Here is an 18,050-nt window from a genome sequence, read left to right as displayed (position 1 = left end):
AGCCACAAAGAAGGTAGGACACCGTGAACCCGGTTATCAAAAAATTCCAGTTCGGTCAGTCGACCGTTACCCTCGAGACAGGCCGTATCGCCCGTCAAGCCTCCGGCGCAGTGCTGGTTACCGTTGATGACGACGTTACCGTATTGGTGACCGTTGTTGGCGCCAAGCACGCCGACCCAAGCAAAGGCTTCTTCCCTCTTTCCGTTCACTACCAGGAAAAGACTTACGCTGCCGGTAAGATCCCTGGCGGTTTCTTCAAGCGCGAAGGCCGTCCTTCCGAGAAAGAAACCCTGACTTCCCGACTGATCGACCGTCCGATCCGTCCGCTGTTCCCAGAAGGCTTCATGAACGAAGTGCAGGTTGTCTGCACCGTCGTTTCCACCAGCAAGAAAACCGATCCTGACGTCGCTGCGATGATCGGTACTTCGGCTGCCCTGGCCATCTCCGGTATTCCTTTCGATGGCCCGATCGGCGCAGCCCGCGTTGCTTTCCACGAAAGCACCGGTTACCTGCTGAACCCGACTTACGAGCAACTGAAAGCATCGAGCCTGGACATGGTCGTTGCCGGTACGTCGGAAGCCGTATTGATGGTTGAATCGGAAGCCAAAGAGCTGACCGAAGACCAGATGCTGGGTGCAGTACTGTTTGCTCACGACGAGTTCCAGGTTGTGATCAACGCTGTTAAAGAACTGGCTGCCGAAGCTGCCAAGCCGACCTGGGCCTGGGCTCCGCAAGCCGAAGCCACCGAACTGCTGGGCGCTATCCGCTCCGAGTTCGGCACTGCGATCTCCGATGCCTACACCATCACCGTCAAGGCCGACCGTTACGCTCGCCTGGGTGAGCTGAGGGACCAGGTTGTTGCCAAGCTGTCCGGCGAAGAAGGCCAGCCTTCTTCCAGCGAAGTCAAAGCAGCCTTCGGTGAAATCGAATACCGCACCGTTCGCGAAAACATCGTTAACGGCAAGCCTCGTATCGATGGCCGCGACACCCGCACCGTTCGTCCGCTGAACATCGAAGTCGGTGTTCTGCCGAAGACTCACGGTTCTGCACTGTTCACCCGTGGTGAAACCCAGGCACTGGTCGTTGCGACCCTGGGTACTGCCCGTGACGCACAGCTGCTGGACACCCTGGAAGGCGAGAAAAAAGACCCGTTCATGCTGCACTACAACTTCCCGCCGTTCTCGGTGGGCGAGTGTGGTCGCATGGGTGGCGCTGGTCGTCGCGAAATCGGTCACGGCCGTCTGGCCCGTCGCTCGGTCCAGGCCATGCTGCCTGCTGCTGACGTGTTCCCGTACACCATCCGTGTGGTGTCGGAAATCACCGAGTCCAACGGCTCCAGCTCCATGGCTTCGGTCTGCGGTGCTTCCCTGGCGCTGATGGACGCGGGTGTGCCGATGAAGGCGCCGGTTGCCGGTATCGCCATGGGCCTGGTTAAGGAAGGCGAGAAGTTCGCCATCCTGACCGACATCCTGGGCGACGAAGACCACTTGGGCGACATGGACTTCAAAGTGGCCGGTACCGCCAAAGGTGTTACCGCGCTGCAGATGGACATCAAGATCAAGGGCATCACCGAAGAGATCATGGAAATCGCCCTGGGCCAAGCCCTGGAAGCGCGCCTGAACATCCTCGGTCAGATGAACCAGATCATTGGTCAGTCCCGTACCGAACTGTCGGAAAATGCTCCGACCATGATCGCGATGAAAATCGACACCGACAAAATCCGTGATGTTATCGGTAAAGGCGGCGCGACCATTCGTGCGATCTGTGAAGAGACCAAGGCTTCGATCGACATCGAAGACGACGGCTCGATCAAGATCTTCGGCGAAACCAAGGAAGCTGCAGAAGCTGCGCGTCAACGCGTCCTGGGCATCACCGCTGAAGCCGAGATCGGCAAGATCTACGTCGGTAAGGTTGAGCGCATCGTCGACTTCGGCGCATTCGTCAACATCCTGCCAGGCAAAGACGGTCTGGTTCACATCTCCATGCTGAGCGACGCTCGCGTTGAGAAAGTCACCGACATTCTGAAAGAAGGCCAGGAAGTGGAAGTGCTGGTACTGGACGTGGACAACCGCGGTCGTATCAAGCTGTCCATCAAGGACGTAGCAGCAGCCAAGGCTTCGGGCGTTTAATTACCCCAGGCTCACGCTGAAAAAAAGGACTCTTCGGAGTCCTTTTTTTACGCCTGAAGGAAAATGCCGAAAAATCAGACGCTTAGTAAATCGCAAAAGCCGCAACTTGCACGCAGGCACGATCAGGTTCATGCAAGTTGCACGATTCCGAAATTTGGCTATTTTGATAACTATATGATTTTTAAGTATTTAATCTGCGCTAGAGACTTGGCACACTGCCTGCAATAACCCTGTTAACGCTGCAGCATCAAGGTTCACACACTGCAGACTTTTAATAAAACAGGAGTTACTCGTATGAAGAAGTTCGCTCTCGCTACTGCTACCGCTCTGACCCTGGCCATGGGTGCTAACGTGGCCTTTGCCCAGACTTCCCAAGCTCCAATGACTCTGGCGGCCGGTGAAGCCACCAAGGCAAAAGAAAGCGTTTCGGATACTTGGATCACCACCAAAGTTAAATCCGATCTGCTGACCGAAAAAGGCATTCCTGGTTCGGACATCAAGGTTGAGACCAACAAAGGTGTGGTTTCCCTGTCTTCGACCGTAGCCATTTCGGACGCGCAGAAAGAAACTGCCGTAGCGATCACCAAGAAAATCAAAGGTGTTACCGCAGTTTCGGCTGACGGCCTGTTGGCTGGCGGCGCTACCAAGGCAGACAACATCGACAAAACCAAAGGTGCAGCGGCTGACGCCAAAGGCGCAACCTCCGATACCTGGATCACCACCAAAGTCAAAGCTGACCTGGTCACCGAGAAAGGCATTCCTGGCACCGACATTAAAGTCGAAACCAACAAGGGTGTAGTTTCCCTGTCCTCTTCGGTCGCTGTGACCGAGGCACAGAAAACGACCGCGGTGAACATCACCAAGAAAATCAAAGGCGTTAAAGCTGTATCGGCCGATGGCCTGAAAGCAGAGTAACGCTCAAGCACTCGTCTGAACTAGCGGCGGCGGCGCGTGAGTTAGATATCCACTCAATGCACCTCTAAGTTTCATGCGACCGACCACACGGATGTGGTCATTACAGGCCCCGGCACTTCTGTGTCGGGGCCTGTTCTATTGGGGCGGGAAAGTAATGCGGTAGCGGCTTGCCGTGGACGCCTACTCGGCATCCAGGTGCATCGGCGTTATCACTCGACCGTCTTTCTCTGCCTGGCCCAGTTGCGCGTCAATGAAGTAAACCCGGTCGTCCTCCAGCTGGGCTTTATCCACCAGGTAGTCCTTGATCGTGCTTGCACGGTCCTGGCCCAACTGGCGCAGCAGCACGTCACTGCCACTCCAGAACTTGATCACGCCCTCTTTCAACTTGGCGGTGCGGTCACTGCTGCTCAGGTCCTTCCATTCTGCCGGAGGCTGCTGTTTCAAGCGGGTGCGGTAAATACCTTCGAGCAAGGGGGCTTTTTCGCTCTCAGGGACTTCCAGCAAGGACGCCTGGGCCGGGACTTTCTCGCCACGGCGCTGCAGCATTTTGTAGTAGTTGTATTGGTATTCCCGCTCCAGCCGCTGGGCCGCCAGGAATGGGCCGTCGCTGCTGGCTGCGGCCGTGCCTTCGATTTCCAGGCGTAGGGCAGGGCGTTCTTTCAAGGCTTTGGCCAAGGTGTTGAGAGCGCCTTCGGCGTCTTTGTTCAACTCGCTGGAGCCTGCCGCGAACGACACGCTACCCAAGTCCTCCGCTCCGCCTCCGGTGACCAATCCGCCAATAAACTTGAACGGCGCAGTGGCCGCTCGCACCACCAGATTGCGCAGGGTTTGCCACACAATGGGCATCACGCTGAATTGCGGGTTATTCAGGTCACCGGATACGGGCAGTTCGATGGAGATCTTGCCGTCGCTGTCCTTGAGCAAGGCGATTGCCAGACGAATCGGCAAGTCCACGGCATCGGCGCTGTCGACTTTTTCGCCCAGCTGCAATTGCTCGACCACCACTTTGTTCTCAGCCTTCAACTGGCCCTTGGTGATCACGTAATGCAGGTCAAGGTTGAGGCGGCCCTTGCGGATGCGGAAACCGGCGAACTTGCCCGAGTAAGGCGTCAGGGTGGTCAGCTCGACACGTTTGAAGCTGGTGGCGATGTCCAGCGCCGCCATCGGGTCAAACGGGTTCACGCTGCCTTTGATGGTCACCGGTGCATAACGGTCGACCTTGCCCTTGATGTCAACGCTCGCCGGCTTGGCCTGGCGACTGTCGATGGTGCCGATCTGCCCATTGAGCTGTTGGATCGCAGTGGCGAAATTGGGGGTGAGGCTGAAGTCGGCGAAGTTGGCCGAACCGTCGTTGATCGCAATCTGCCCGATATGGATACCCAGCGGCTTGTCTTTGCTCGCGGCAGGTTTGGCTGACGATTTGGCGCCACTGTCGGCCGGCTGCGGGATCAGCAAGTCGTCGACGTTGGTGGTGCGGTCATCGTTGATCATGAACCGCGCATAGGGCTGTAGCAGGTTGACCTTGTCGATCGACAGGCTGTCGCCGTGTTGGTAGTTCACGCCTTCGAGCACCAGGCGCTGCCACTTGAGGAAGTCGCGGGTCTTGAGGGTGTCGAGGGTATGCAACTGGTCAACCTGCGCTCGGCCGGTGATCTGCAGCGCCAGGGGATCGGTGCTTTTCAGGTTCACGTCGAGGTCGCTGCCAAGCATGCCACTGCGCAGTTCCAGGCGGATAAACGGGCTGATATAGGACTGGGCGACCCGCAGGTCGATGTCCTTGGTATTGACCTTCAACTTGGCGCTGACCGGGTTGAGGTTAACCGTGCCGGTTGCCTGGATCTTGCCCTGCTTGCCCAGGCCGGTGTCGACCTTCAGGGTAAAGGGGCTCTGGTTGAGGCTGTCGAAGTTCTGCACGTCGACGTTCAACGGGCCGAGCTCCAGTGCCACCGCAGGTTTGGCCTGACGGTCGGCCAAGTGCACTTGGTAGTTGCGCATCTGTACATCCTTGAGCAGCACTTGCCAGGGCTTGCTTGGGGCGACGGGCGCAGGCTTTGGCGAGTCGGCCGTGGCGGGTGCAGTCGCAGGCTCCGGCGCCTTGGCCGGTTTGTTCGGCTGGCCGGCGAACAGTTTTTGCCAGTCCAGTTGCCCATCCGCTTCACGAGCCGCCCAGGTCTCGAGTTTATTGCTGCGGATCTTGCCCACCACCACCTGCTGTTTGGCCAGGTCCACCGTGGTCTCGCTGACGTCCAAACGCTCCAGGCGCACCAACGGCCGGCCATCCGGAGCCTTGATCGCGAACGGTGCGATGCTGGCGGCGGTGTTGGTCAGGTTCAGCTCGGTCTCTTTGGCCAGGCTGAACCTGTATTCGGTACTGAAGTTGAGCACGCCGTCTTCAAGTACCAGGGGTAAGGCGTCACGCACATAAGGCCACCAGGCTTTCATCTTGCCGCCGGTGACTTTGAGCGTACCTTCGGACGTGATCGGCACCAGGCTGAAGTTGCCTTTCCAGTCGATCTGCCCGCCTTCAGGGCCGGCGGCGACCAAGGTCATGTCCGCATTGTCTTCCGGCAGGGTGCTGAGATTCTTCAGTTCGAAGTCGAGGGTGTCGTAGAGGAATTCGATGGGTTCGCTGGGACGCAGGTCTTGGAAATGCAAATAACCGCCAGCCAGCTTGATGCTGTCGACACGCAGCGGGAACGGCTTGGCGTCAGGGTCTGCCGGGGTCGGCTCGCTCGGTGGCAGCTTGAACAACTGCGCCAGATTCAGCTGGCCTGACTTGTCGAACAACAACTCGGTCCTGGGCTTGTCCAGTTGCACATCCGCCAGGTGCAGGGCGCGGGTCCACAGGCTATCGGCCTGCAGGTTGGCGTAAAGCCGTTCGAAACCTACCTGTTCCTTACCGGGCTCGCCGATCTTCAAGCCCCATACCGTTACTTCCAGGCTGAACGGGTTAAGTTCGATCCGTTCGATGTGTGCCGGCACTGTGGCGTAATTGGCCAACTGTTGGTTGGCAATGCGAAGGGCGATGCCAGGCAAAATCAGAAAGCCCAGCAAGCTGTACAACGCGAGGGCAGTCAACAAGGCGCCAGCGGCGCGAATCAATCCTTTGGGCATGGGGCGGCGCCATCTATGTCAAACAGGAGTGCCTTGGAGTATGGCACGGGTTTTCGGTTCCGAAGAACCGGGCCTTTAGGATGCTGCTTACAGTTGAAGTATCAGAGTCTTCAGCGGTGGCTGTTGATCTTGTGAGGGAAAGTCCGCGCCGGGCGTCATGATTTTCCAGTCCCGCACCGGACGCCCAGCCTTTTGCGCACAACGCAGCACCTGTTCACGCCAATCCTCCATGCTGACTTTTGCCAGGTTGTTACAGCAGATCAGCACGCCATTGTCGGCTGTAGCGAGCAGTGCCGGCTTGAGCAGGCTCTGGTAGTCACGCAACAGGTCAACGGTACCGAAGGCACTCTTGGCCCAGGCCGGCGGGTCGAGCAACACCAGGTCATATTGACGCTGCTCCAGGCGCGGATAGCTCGGCAGTTTTTGCCCGCGACGCTGGGTGATCGGCAGCCCGGCCAGTTGGCGAATCGCCGGGAAGTAGTCCGATTGCACGAACTCCATGGTAGGAAGCTGTGGATTGAGCTGGCCGTTTTCACGCCCCACCGCCAGGTTGCCCTCGGCGAAGTCCAGGTTGCATACCTCGCGCGCACCCCCGGCAGCGGCGCTCAGGCCCACCCCACAGGTGTAGGCAAACAGGTTCAGTACGCTTTTGCCGGCGCTGTGGCCCTTGACCCAGCCGCGGGTATTGCGCAGGTCGAGGAACAGCAGTGGGTCCTGGCCGGCGTGGCGCCCACGGACACGGTAATTGAGGCCCCATTCGTGGCCGACCAGGTCTTCCAGCGCGGCAGGTTCGGCGCGGTATACCGAATCTTCGCGATCGACCCGCGAGTTGCCGCGGGAGCGGTCGTTGTAGACCAGCAGCAACTCCAGGCCCATGTGCTGGTTGACCAGTTGGTGCAGCTCCAGCAGGTCGGCGGTTTCCAGCGACTGATGGAAGCTTTGCACCAGTAACTGCGGGCCGTAGCGGTCGATGGTCAGGCCGCCGGCGCCTTCCTGGCTGCCATGGAACAGCCGATAGCAATCGGTGCCCTGGGCGTGCAGTTCGCTGATCAGATCCTGGCGATGATCGAGGGCGGCGCGCAGCGCCTGATTCAAGGGGGACATGGAGCGCGCCTTGCTTAGGTAAATGGGGGTAATGAGGGCGCGGAGTTTAGCAGCTATGGCGCGTTGCCTACATCAACCCCATCCGCCGGTGTGCACGCTGCACCGAACCATTGCGCATCGCCCAGCGCAACAACGGCGCGCTGCGCTTGACCCCGGCGCGGATCATCCGGCGTTGCAGCGGGCCCTGGTGCTGATCGAGCAGGGTGCTGGCCCAGTCCGGCAGCAGGTCGATCCCGGCTTGCATCATCAAGGCACCAAAAGGCTTGGCCAACAGGCTGGGGGAGGGCGCGTTCAGCAACAGGCGCAGCACTTCGCGGCTGCGCTCGTCGCACAGCAATTGCGGGCGGATATTCTCAAGGTAATCGGAAATTTCCTGGCGTGAATGCGGCACATCCTGCGCGCCGAGCCGTTCTGCGACGACGGCGATCTCGCTGTAGTAACGGTCCTGATCACGGCCGCAGAGGTGCGGGTTGCGATAGCGCAAGTGGGCAGCAAGAAAGTTGCTCACCTCCGCCACATGCACCCAGGTCAGCAGCGCTGGATCGCTGGCCGCGTAAGGCCTCCCGTCCGGGGCATGACCCACCACCTGCAGGTGAATGGTGCGCACTTTTTCGATCAGCCAGTCGGCGTCTTTGCGCGCGCCGAACGTGGTACCGGAAATAAACTGCGAGGTACGGCGCAGGCGCCCAAGCATGTCCTGGCGAAAATTCGAATGGTCCCACACGCCGGCCAGGGCCAATGGGTGCAAGGCTTGCAGCATCAAGGCGCTGATGCCGCCGATGAGCATGCTGCTGAAGTCACCATGGACTTGCCAACTGACCGAGTCCGGCCCGAACAGGCCCGGATCGCCCTTGGGGTTTTCCAGGTCCAGTTGGCCCAGTGACAAGCCGGTGAGGCTCATCAACTGGGTTTCGATACGGCTGCGGATAAATTCCATGGCGACTCGGGTTTCCTAGCGGTTCAGGCGTTTGTCGATCAGGCCGTCGACGACGCTGGGGTCGGCCAGGGTCGAGGTATCACCCAGGCTGTCCAGTTCGTTGCAGGCGATCTTGCGCAAAATCCGGCGCATGATCTTGCCGGATCGGGTTTTCGGCAAGGCCGGTGCCCATTGGATCAGTTCCGGCTTGGCAAAGCTGCCGATTTCCTTGCTGACCAGTTCCAGCAGGTGTTTTTTCAGCGCCTCGCTGGGTTCGACGCCATTCATGGGGGTGACAAAGGCGTAGATGCCCTGGCCTTTGACATCGTGGGGGTAGCCCACCACGGCAGCCTCGGCCACCTGGTCATGCAGTACCAACGCACTTTCTACCTCGGCGGTGCCGATACGGTGGCCGGATACGTTGATCACATCGTCGATACGCCCGGTGATCCAGTAGTCACCGTCCTCATCGCGGCGCGCGCCGTCACCGGTGAAATAGTAACCGGGGTAGGGTTTGAAATAGGTGTCGACCATGCGCTGCGGGTCGCCGTAGACGCTGCGAATCTGCCCCGGCCAACTGGCCTTGATCGCCAGTACGCCGCTGCCGGCACCGCTGATGACCTTGCCTTGTTCATCCAGCAGCACGGGCTGCACGCCAAACATCGGCTGGGTGGCGCAACCTGGTTTGATGCGCTGGGCGCTGACCAGCGGGCTGAGCATGATGCCGCCGGTCTCGGTCTGCCACCAGGTATCGACAATAGGGCAACGCTGTTCGCCCACCGCGTTGAAGTACCAGTCCCAGGCTTCCGGGTTGATCGGTTCGCCCACGCTGCCCAGCAGACGCAGGCTGGCGCGGGAGGTCGTCTCCAGCGGGGCGTGACCCTCGCGCATCAACGCGCGCAAGGCGGTGGGAGCGGTGTAGAAGATATTCACCTGGTGTTTATCGATGACCTGCCAGAAGCGCGAACTGTCCGGGTAGCTCGGCACACCTTCGAACATCAGCGAGGTCGCGCCATTGGCCAGCGGCCCGTACACGATGTAACTATGGCCGGTGACCCAACCCACGTCGGCGGTGCACCAGAACACCTCACCGTCGCGGTAATCGAGTACGTACTTGAAGGTCATTGCCGCCTGGAGCAGGTAGCCGCCCGTGGTGTGCAGCACACCCTTGGGCTTGCCGGTGCTGCCGGAGGTGTAGAGGATAAACAGCGGGGCTTCGGCGTCCATCGGTTCGGGAGGGCAATCGTCGCTCGCTGCATCCAGGGCCTGTTGATACTTGAGGTCGCGGCCTTCGCTCCAGCTCACCGGTGCGCCGGTGCGTTGTACCACCAGCACCGTGCTGACGTCGGGGCAGCTGGCCAGGGCCTTGTCGACGTTCTGTTTCAACGCCACCGGCTTACCACCGCGCACGCCTTCATCGGCTGTGATCACGGTGCGGCAGTCGGCGTCCAGAATGCGGTCGCGCAGGGCGTCCGGTGAGAACCCGCCAAATACCACCGAGTGCACCGCGCCAATCCGCGTGCAGGCCAGCATGGCGTAGGCCGCTTCCGGGATCATCGGCATGTAGATACACACCCGGTCGCCTTTTTTCACGCCTCGGCTTTTCAGCACATTGGCCAGGCGACAGACGTTTTGGTGCAGTTGGCGGTAGGTAATTTTGGAAGATTTTGCAGGATCGTCACCTTCCCAGATGAAGGCCGGCTGATCGGCGCGTTGCGCCAGGTGACGGTCGATGCAGTTGTAGCTGACGTTCAACTGGCCACCGGCAAACCACTGGGCGGCACCGGTCTGGATGTCTGATTGCTGGACGGTGTGCCACGGTGTTATCCAGTCGAGAAAGCCCTTGGCCTGGTCGGCCCAGAACGTGTCCGGCTGTTCGATGGATTGGCGATAGAGGCGCTGGTAGTCCTCTTGACTGAGTTGCGCAGCCCGGCGGACGGCATCGGCGGTGGGAAACGTGCTGATATCGAACATGAGCGATCCTTATTCTTGTTTTTGCGACAAGTCATAAAGATGCACCCTGTATGGAGAGGGTTCAAGGCCAACGTCCAAACGGACGTTGGCCTTGCGGTGCCTGCATCAGCCGCGGTGACGGCCGCGGAAGTAGTTGATCAGCCCCTGGGTCGAAGCGTCTTCGGCCAAGGTTTCTTCGGCGCCGGTGAGGCGATTGTATACGCCCTTGCCCAGCTCCTTGCCCAGCTCCACGCCCCATTGGTCGAAGGCGTTGATGCCCCAGATCACGCTTTGCACGAACACTTTATGTTCATACATCGCAACCAGGGCGCCCAGGCGACGCGGGCTGATGCGTTCAACCACGAGCGTGTTGCTCGGACGGTTGCCCGGGATCACCTTGTGCGGTGCCAGCTTCTGCACGTCGTCTTCCGGGATGCCCTTGTCGCGCAGCTCGGCTTCGGCTTCGCTGCGGGTCTTGCCGAGCATCAGTGCCTGGCTTTGGGACAGGCAGTTGGCGTACAGCCACTGATGGTGGTCGGACACCGGGTTGAAGCTGACGATCGGTACGATGAAGTCGGCCGGGATCAGTTGGGTGCCTTGGTGTAGCAACTGGTGATAAGCATGTTGGCCGTTGCAGCCGACGCCACCCCAGATCACCGGGCCGGTGTCGGTGGACACCGGTTTGCCGTCCTGGCGCACGCTCTTGCCGTTGGATTCCATGTCCAGCTGTTGCAAGTGCTTGGTGATGTTACGCAGGTAGTGGTCGTACGGCAGGATCGCATGGCTTTGTGCGCCCCAGAAGTTGCCGTACCACACGCCCAGCAGGCCCAGCAGCACCGGCATGTTTTGTTCGAAGGGCGCGTTCTGGAAATGCTGGTCCATGGTGTAGGCCCCGGACAGCAGTTCCTTGAAGTTGGACATGCCGATGGCCAGGGCGATTGGCAGGCCGATGGCCGACCACAACGAATAACGGCCGCCCACCCAGTCCCACATCGGGAAGATGTTTTCTTCGCGAATACCGAAGGCCACGGCTGCCGCGTTGTTGCTCGACACGGCGATAAAGTGGCGGTACAGCTCGGCTTCCGAGCCACCCTGGGCCAGGTACCAGGCGCGGGCGGCCTGGGCGTTTTTCAGGGTTTCCAGGGTGTTGAAGGATTTCGACGAGACGATAAACAGCGTGGTCTCGGCGCGCAGCTTCATGGTCAGCTCGTGGAACTCGCTGCCATCGATGTTCGCCAGGTAGTGGCAGCGCACGCCTTTGTGGGCGTAGGACAACAGCGCTTCAGAAACCAGTTCCGGGCCGAGGAACGAGCCGCCGATGCCAATGTTCACCACATCGGTGATCGGCTTCTCGGTGTAGCCACGCCACAGGCCGTCGTGGATGCGGCCGACCAGGTCGGTGATCTGGTTCAGCACCTTGTGCACGTCCGGCATGATGTTCACGCCGTTGACCGACAGCTTGTCGCCCACCGGGCGACGCAGGGCGGTGTGCAGGGCAGGGCGGCCTTCGGAGGAGTTGACCGGCTCGCCCGCATACAGCGAGTTGATTGCGTCTTTAAGACCCACTTCGTTGGCAAGGCCCACCAGCAGGTCGCGGGTCTCGCCGGTGATCAGGTTTTTCGAGTAATCGAGGAAAAGTCCGCAGCTGCTCAAGGTGAACTGGGAAAAGCGCTGGGGATCGGCATTGAACGCTTCGCGCATGCTGAAATCCTGCATGGCTTGGCGATGTTGGTTGAGCGCTTGCCAGGCGGGCAGAGCGGTAACGTCATGAGGGGTGCGGTAGTACGCCATCGCTGCGGGTTTCCTTTTATTACGGGGACTGCCTTTAGGACACTTCAAAGCCCGGAACATCCAGTCTTATCTCAAGGATTGGGTTCCAGACAGCGCTAACCATAGCGCAGGGCGATTACATTAAACCTAGCGTGTCGATATGTCTTGGCTTTGTCTGCGCTGTGGCCGGTACTTTTTTATACCGGCACAGCGATCAGGGCAATCGGCGGGGTGTTCAGAGGGGTCAGTCGAGGGTCAGATGCAGGTTGTCGATAAGGCGGGTCGTGCCTAGAAAGGCCGCCACCAGAATCACAATATCCCGATCCTCCGCCGTAGCGGCCCGCAGGTGCAGGCCCTGGCGCACTTCGAGGTAATCCAGGCGCAACCCGGCAGCCTCGATCTGCTGCACCTGTTCGGCACGCAGCCTGGCGAAGTCGTGATCACCGCTTTTGATGGCTGCGGCAATCTGGCTGAGGCTGCGGTACAGCACCGGCGCGATCGCACGTTGTTCTTCGCTGAGAAAACCGTTGCGCGAGGACAGCGCCAGGCCATCATCGGCGCGTACGGTGGGCTCGCCGATAATCTGGATCGGCATGTTCAGGTCATGGACCATGGCACGAATCACGGCCAGTTGCTGGTAGTCCTTCTGGCCAAATACAGCCATGTCCGGCTGGACCATGTTGAACAATTTGCTGACCACGGTCGCCACGCCTTCGAAATGCCCGGGACGGCTGGCGCCGCACAAGCCTTCGGACAATTGCGGGACGCTGACGCGGGTCTGGCCGGTCATGCCGCCGGGGTACATCTCCTCGACGGTTGGCGCGAACAGCAGGTTGCAGCCGGCCTGCAGGAGCTTTTCCTGATCGGCGGCCAGGGTGCGAGGGTACTTGTCCAGGTCTTCGCCGGCGCCAAATTGCAGTGGGTTGACGAAAATACTCGCCACGACAAAGTCCGCCTGCTGCACAGCCTTGCTGACCAGGCTGGCATGTCCGCTGTGCAGGTTACCCATGGTGGGCACGAAGCCGATGCGTTTGCCGGCCTTGCGGGCGTGGGCGACGGCGGCTCTGAGTTCGCGTACGGTTTTTACGGTGTTCATGCAGAGAATCCGTGTTCGGCGCCTGGGAAGGTCACGCCTTTGACTTCGGCGACGTAGGCACTCAATGCCGCGTGGATGCTGTCCTGGCCAGTCATGAAGTTCTTCACGAACTTTGGCACGCGGCCGGTAATCGACAGGCCGAGCATGTCGTGCAGCACCAGCACCTGGCCGTCGGTGGCCGAGCCCGCGCCAATACCGATCACCGGCACCTTAACGGCCTGGGTGATTTCTGCCGCGAGTTCGCTGGGCACGCATTCGAGCAGGATCATCGCGACGCCCGCCTGCTCCAGGGCGATGGCATCGGCGCGCATCTGGCGCGCCTGGGCTTCGTTGCGGCCTTGCACCTTGTAGCCGCCGAGGATGTTCACGGACTGTGGTGTCAGGCCCATATGTGCACAGACCGGCACACCGCGTTCAGCCAGCAGGCGAATCGACTCGGCGAGCCATACGGCGCCCTCTACCTTGATCATGTGTGCACCGGCACGCATCAGTTTGCCGGCGTTCAGGAAGGTCTGCTCGACGGTGGCGTAATCCATGAACGGCAGGTCGGCGATGATGAATGCGCCGTCGTTCCCGCGCTTGACGCTGGCGGTGTGGTAGGCCAGTTCATCGGTGGTGACGGGCAGGGTGCTGTCATTCCCTTGAAGGACCATGCCCAGGGAGTCGCCTACCAACAACACTTCAACCCCGGCCTGGCAACTGGCGTGGGCGAAGGTGGCGTCATAGCAGGTGAGCATGGTGATTTTTTCACCTTTGAGCTTGAGGCTCTGCAAGGTGGTCAGGGTAATGTCTGGCATGAAAAGGGTCCTCGTTCAGGCGCTTGGAAACAGCGAGTAACGCGCGTGAGTCTTCGTTTATACAGGCGCACTGTCTTGAGAGCAGTGCTTATAAGGCCTGGATTGCGCCCTTCATTGCCGGGTTGGCGGCAGCGGGACGCCTATAGTCGTGAGGAGGACACGGGAAGTCAATTGGATGTGTTACCGCATTGTTACGATGGCGGTGTTACCGCTGTTACTGACGCGATTCAGCAACCGGGAGCCGTTCCAGGCCGACAAACGGGCAGGCGTCAAGCAGGGCACTGAGGGGGTTGCCATCCGGCAATTGCAATGCGGCAGGTGCCAGTTCGGCCAGCGGATACAACACAAATGCACGCAGGTGCATCTGATAGTGGGGCACCTTCAGGCGCGGTTCGTCGATCAGGCGATCGCCAAACAGCAGAATGTCCAGGTCAAGGGTGCGAGGGCCCCAACGCTCCAGGCGCTCGCGGCCCTGATCGTTTTCGATGGCTTGCAGCGCGTCCAGCAGGTCAAGTGGCGCAAGGCGGCTGTCCAGGGCGGCAACTGCGTTGGTGTAGCGCGGCTGGCCCGGGAGCAGGGAGTCACTTTGGTAAAAGGCGGACACACCCGCGACGCAAGTGTCTGGCAATTGCGCCAGCGCTTGGATAGCGCTGCGCAATTGCTGGTCCGGGGCTGCCAGGTTGCTGCCCATGCCGATGTAGATGCGTTCCACGTTTATTCGCCCGCAGCGCCCGAGGCATCGGCAGCACTGCGTTTGCGCTTGGTGCCGCTGCGACGACGCTTCTTCGGCCCTGCGCCTTCGCCATCACCCTTGCTGCCGAGTTCGCGAATCATGTCGCGGCGTTGGCTGTCATTGGCATCCTGATAGTCGGTCCACCATTCGCCCAGGCCGTCGGTCTGCTCACCGGCGCTTTCGCGCAGCAGCAGGAAGTCGTAGCCGGCACGGAAGCGCGGGTTGTCCAGCAGCAGGTCGGCGCGCTTGCCGCTGCGGCGCGGCAGGCGTTCCTGCATGTCCCAGATCTCGCGGATCGGCATCGTGAAACGTTTCGGGATAGCGATGCGCTGGCACTGTTCGGCGATCAGCTCGTGAGCGGCTTCCTGCATGGCCGGGATCGGCGGCATGCCACGCTCCTGCAGACGCAGTACGCGCTTGGGCAGGGCCGGCCACAACAGGGCGGCAAACAGGAACGCCGGCGTGACCGGTTTGTTCTGCTTGATGCGCAGGTCGGTATTGATCAACGCTTCGCTGATCAGCGTGTGGGTATAAGTCGGGTTGTACTCCAGTGCTTCGGCGCTGGCCGGGAACAGTGGGTCGAACAACTGCAGGTCGACCAGCATTTCGAAGGTGTCGGCTGCGTAGCCCGAGAGGAACAGCTTGAGCACTTCTTCGAACAGACGCGCGGACGGGATTTCCCGCAGCATCGGTGCCAGCTCGCGTATCGGTGCGGCGGTATGCTTTTCGATGCCGAAGTTGAGCTTGGCGGCGAAGCGCACGGCCCGCAGCATGCGCACCGGGTCTTCCTGATAGCGCTGTGTCGGGTCGCCGATCAGGCGGATCAGGTTATTGCGGATGTCGTGTACGCCATTGGCGTAATCGAGGATGCGTTCGCTGACCGGATCGTAATAGAGGGCATTGATGGTGAAGTCGCGGCGCTGCGCGTCTTCTTCCAGGGTGCCGTAGACGTTGTCGCGCAGGATACGCCCGCTCTCGTTGCGGGAAGACTGATTGGTGTCTTCCTCTTCATCGTTTTGCGGGTGGCCGGCACGGAAGGTCGCGACCTCGATGATTTCGCGACCAAAATGGATATGCACCAGCTTGAAGCGGCGACCGATGATTCGCGCATTGCGAAACTCGGCACGCACTTGCTCAGGCGTGGCACTGGTGGCGACGTCGAAATCCTTGGGCGTGATGTTGAGCAGCATGTCGCGTACGCAACCGCCCACCAGGTAGGCCTGGTAACCGGCGTTCTGCAACCGTTCGACGATATTCACCGCATAACGGCTGAATTGAGCGCGCTGCAACGAATGCTGGCTGCTGTTGAGCACTTCAGGCGTGCTGCGTTTGTGTTGCGTACGACGCAAGGGAGAACGGAATGACTGGAACAACTTCTTCAGCATGGGATGCACTGTTTGAAGGAATGTTCGGCCATAACGAAGAATGACCGCATGATGGGCGGGGATTCTAGCATTTAGTCAGGGGATGGTGTAGGAACAAGCTTCGGCGTTGCGCCATAAGCCTTAAATCGTCAAATCCCGGAAACTACAAGGGGAGCCGAAGCTCCCCCAGAAGTAGTTGCGTGCTCTATTTTTATTATTGATTTCGGGCTTCTTGTTTTTGTTGATCGCCCTCGCCATGAAGCTTCACCTTCATGACACTCCCAATTGGGAGTCAAGAGCAAACGGATTGCTTTGGTCGCTGTGTTGCTGATCTACGATCCAACCAGTTCAGGCTCTGCCTTAGGGCAGTTTTTGTTGTTCTCGGCCTGGTTGCGGGGCAAGCCCCAAATGCAACGCCTCTCCAAAAGAATCAGTTAGCTGCGCCTCCGCCGTGTTGTTTTTGTTATGCGTGAGTCGATTCGTCTTATTTTTATTGTCTTGTACAAAGCTTGTTATTGTTTTTGTACTAAGCATATAGCAGGGTGCGTGCCAACTTTTGCGACGCCCAGCAAAACCGGGGGGTTGAGGTGGTTTTGGGTTTTTGAGGGGCAAAAAAAAGCCGGGGCTTCGTTACCGTAAGCCCCGGCTTTTGTTACGCGAAATATCCGCGGTAACAGTTTTTTCACATCTGAGGGTGTTACCTATGGAGGCGCACCCTCAGCTTTCGCTGGCCACCCCGGTCTTGCGCCGTGGAATGCCCAGGCGCTGGCGGCGTTCCCACAGGCACTTGCGGCTCACGCCCAGCTTGCGTGCCAGCTCGGTCTCGGTCATGTGGTCCTGATGCTCAAGGACGAAATGCTGGAAGTAGTCTTCCAGTGACAAATCTTCCGTCGGCTCATGGCTGGTATTGCTGGCGCCGCCCTGTGTCGGGGCCAGGCCAATGAAATCGTCATCCTCCAAGTCACTGAGCTCAATGTCGATACCCAGCAGCTCGGCGGAAATTTCCGGGCTTTCCGACAGGATCACTGCACGCTCGACCGCATTCTCCAGTTCCCGCACGTTACCCGGCCACGAGTAATGCCGAATCGCCTGCTCGGCGTCCGGCGCGAACGTCAGGTCGGTACGGTTGATGCGTGCACTCTGGCGCAGCAGGAATGCGTTGGCGATCTCATTCACGTCGGCACCGCGCTCACGCAGGGCCGGCAATTTGAGCGCGATCACGTGCAGGCGGTAATACAAGTCTTCACGGAATTGACCGATCTTGGCCAGGCTCTTGAGGTCGCGGTGGGTGGCCGCGATCAGGCGTACGTCAACCTTCTGCGATTGCACCGAGCCTACACGTCGAATCTCACCTTCCTGCAGCACACGCAGCAGTCGCGCCTGGGCCTCCAGCGGCAACTCACCGATTTCATCAAGAAACAGCGTCCCGCCGTCCGCCGCTTCCACCAGGCCCGCACGCCCAGCGCTGGCGCCGGTAAACGCGCCTTTCTCGTGGCCGAACAGTTCGGACTCGATCAGGGATTCGGGGATCGCCGCACAGTTCACCGAAATCATCGGCGCCTTGGCGCGTTTGGACAGGTTGTGCAGGGCGCGGGCCACCAGTTCTTTACCGGTGCCTGACTCGCCCTGGATCAATACATTGGAGTCGGTGGGCGCGACCTTACGGATCTTGCCGTACAGGTCCTGCATCGGCGGGCAGGAGCCAATGATGCCGATTTCGCCGTTGCTGTTGTCGACTCCCGGTTTGTCGGCGCCGTTGGTGGCCTTGCCGGCGGGGCGCTGTTCGGCAGGCGCGCTGCTGGCAGACTGGCGGTCGCGCAGGATGCGGGCCACGGCCTGGAGCATTTCATCGTGGTCAAACGGCTTGGCGATGTAGTCCACCGCGCCCATCTTCATGGAATCAACCGCCGAGCGCAGGCTGGCGTAGCTGGTCATGATCAGTACCGGAGTGCCCTGGCCAAGCTTGATCAACTCGGTGCCCGGCGCGCCCGGCAGGCGCAGGTCACTGACAATCAGGTCGAACGTGGGGATGCTGAAACGCTCTTGTGCTTCCTGCACCGAGCCGGCTTCGCTGACCTGGTACTGATTACGTTCAAGCAGGCGACGCAAGGCAGAGCGGATAATGGTTTCGTCTTCGACGATCAAAATGTGCGGCATTG

12 protein-coding genes are annotated in these 18,050 nt (G+C 60.0%); 2 read left to right on the top strand and 10 right to left on the bottom strand.

Annotation, left to right across the window (positions count from 1 at the left end):
• The first annotated feature begins 23 nt into the window (after window positions 1–23).
• Together pnp and V3W40_RS20915 are read left to right on the top strand one after the other, a co-directional pair.
• On the top strand, window positions 24–2,129 hold the full coding sequence (gene pnp, locus V3W40_RS20920; RefSeq protein ID WP_330215578.1) for a polyribonucleotide nucleotidyltransferase: 2,106 nt from the start codon (window positions 24–26) through the stop codon (window positions 2,127–2,129).
• Window positions 2,130–2,423: 294 nt separating this feature from the next.
• Entirely contained in the window at window positions 2,424–3,044 is a 621-nt protein-coding gene (locus V3W40_RS20915; protein WP_027605372.1) for a BON domain-containing protein, read from the top strand.
• Between the two features lie 180 nt (window positions 3,045–3,224).
• Here V3W40_RS20915 and V3W40_RS20910 read toward each other — a convergent pair whose 3' ends face one another.
• The 10 genes from V3W40_RS20910 to V3W40_RS20865 form a co-directional block, all read right to left on the bottom strand.
• Window positions 3,225–6,158, bottom strand: coding sequence for a DUF748 domain-containing protein (locus V3W40_RS20910; protein WP_330215577.1), 2,934 nt, complete (start codon window positions 6,156–6,158; stop codon window positions 3,225–3,227).
• An 87-nt stretch (window positions 6,159–6,245) separates the two neighbouring features.
• Window positions 6,246–7,262: a class I SAM-dependent rRNA methyltransferase gene (locus V3W40_RS20905; RefSeq protein ID WP_074847625.1), complete on the bottom strand. Its 1,017-nt coding sequence runs from the start codon at window positions 7,260–7,262 to the stop codon at window positions 6,246–6,248.
• A 67-nt stretch (window positions 7,263–7,329) separates the two neighbouring features.
• Complete coding sequence (locus tag V3W40_RS20900) at window positions 7,330–8,199, bottom strand: oxygenase MpaB family protein (protein ID WP_065925307.1); 870 nt, start codon at window positions 8,197–8,199, stop codon at window positions 7,330–7,332.
• A gap of 15 nt (window positions 8,200–8,214) precedes the next feature.
• Window positions 8,215–10,152 carry an acetate--CoA ligase gene (gene acs, locus V3W40_RS20895; protein ID WP_330215576.1) on the bottom strand — a complete coding sequence of 646 codons (1,938 nt, stop codon included), beginning with the start codon at window positions 10,150–10,152 and terminating at the stop codon, window positions 8,215–8,217.
• Window positions 10,153–10,257: 105 nt separating this feature from the next.
• Window positions 10,258–11,922: a glucose-6-phosphate isomerase gene (gene pgi, locus V3W40_RS20890; protein ID WP_027605377.1), complete on the bottom strand. Its 1,665-nt coding sequence runs from the start codon at window positions 11,920–11,922 to the stop codon at window positions 10,258–10,260.
• 223 nt (window positions 11,923–12,145) lie between these two features.
• On the bottom strand, window positions 12,146–12,997 hold the full coding sequence (gene panC, locus V3W40_RS20885; protein WP_074847624.1) for a pantoate--beta-alanine ligase: 852 nt from the start codon (window positions 12,995–12,997) through the stop codon (window positions 12,146–12,148).
• Entirely contained in the window at window positions 12,994–13,794 is an 801-nt protein-coding gene (gene panB / locus V3W40_RS20880; RefSeq protein WP_065925304.1) for a 3-methyl-2-oxobutanoate hydroxymethyltransferase, read from the bottom strand. Before panB ends, panC begins: the two co-directional genes overlap by 4 nt.
• Window positions 13,795–14,008: 214 nt before the next feature.
• Window positions 14,009–14,506 carry a 2-amino-4-hydroxy-6-hydroxymethyldihydropteridine diphosphokinase gene (gene folK / locus V3W40_RS20875; protein ID WP_074847623.1) on the bottom strand — a complete coding sequence of 166 codons (498 nt, stop codon included), beginning with the start codon at window positions 14,504–14,506 and terminating at the stop codon, window positions 14,009–14,011.
• Window positions 14,507–14,508: 2 nt separating this feature from the next.
• Window positions 14,509–15,912, bottom strand: a complete 1,404-nt coding sequence (locus V3W40_RS20870; protein WP_330215575.1) for a polynucleotide adenylyltransferase PcnB — start codon at window positions 15,910–15,912, stop codon at window positions 14,509–14,511.
• Window positions 15,913–16,608: 696 nt separating this feature from the next.
• Complete coding sequence (locus tag V3W40_RS20865) at window positions 16,609–18,048, bottom strand: sigma-54-dependent transcriptional regulator (RefSeq protein WP_065925302.1); 1,440 nt, start codon at window positions 18,046–18,048, stop codon at window positions 16,609–16,611.
• Between the last annotated feature and the right edge of the window lie 2 nt (window positions 18,049–18,050).

Source organism: Pseudomonas sp. AM8 (assembly GCF_036346475.1).
In the GTDB taxonomy this organism is placed as follows: Bacteria; Pseudomonadota; Gammaproteobacteria; order Pseudomonadales; family Pseudomonadaceae; genus Aquipseudomonas; species Aquipseudomonas marginalis.
The sequence above is the reverse complement of the archived record's forward strand: the minus strand, read 5'-3'. Positions and strand labels throughout refer to the sequence as shown.

Coding starts and splice junctions, on each gene's coding strand:
- V3W40_RS20915 (WP_027605372.1), top strand. CDS start 2,424: ATGAAGAAGTTCGCTCTCGCTACTGCTACCGCTCTGACCCTGGCCATG.
- V3W40_RS20910 (WP_330215577.1), bottom strand. CDS start 6,158: ATGCCCAAAGGATTGATTCGCGCCGCTGGCGCCTTGTTGACTGCCCTC.
- V3W40_RS20905 (WP_074847625.1), bottom strand. CDS start 7,262: ATGTCCCCCTTGAATCAGGCGCTGCGCGCCGCCCTCGATCATCGCCAG.
- V3W40_RS20900 (WP_065925307.1), bottom strand. CDS start 8,199: ATGGAATTTATCCGCAGCCGTATCGAAACCCAGTTGATGAGCCTCACC.
- acs (WP_330215576.1), bottom strand. CDS start 10,152: ATGTTCGATATCAGCACGTTTCCCACCGCCGATGCCGTCCGCCGGGCT.
- pgi (WP_027605377.1), bottom strand. CDS start 11,922: ATGGCGTACTACCGCACCCCTCATGACGTTACCGCTCTGCCCGCCTGG.
- panC (WP_074847624.1), bottom strand. CDS start 12,997: ATGAACACCGTAAAAACCGTACGCGAACTCAGAGCCGCCGTCGCCCAC.
- panB (WP_065925304.1), bottom strand. CDS start 13,794: ATGCCAGACATTACCCTGACCACCTTGCAGAGCCTCAAGCTCAAAGGT.
- V3W40_RS20870 (WP_330215575.1), bottom strand. CDS start 15,912: ATGCTGAAGAAGTTGTTCCAGTCATTCCGTTCTCCCTTGCGTCGTACG.
- V3W40_RS20865 (WP_065925302.1), bottom strand. CDS start 18,048: ATGCCGCACATTTTGATCGTCGAAGACGAAACCATTATCCGCTCTGCC.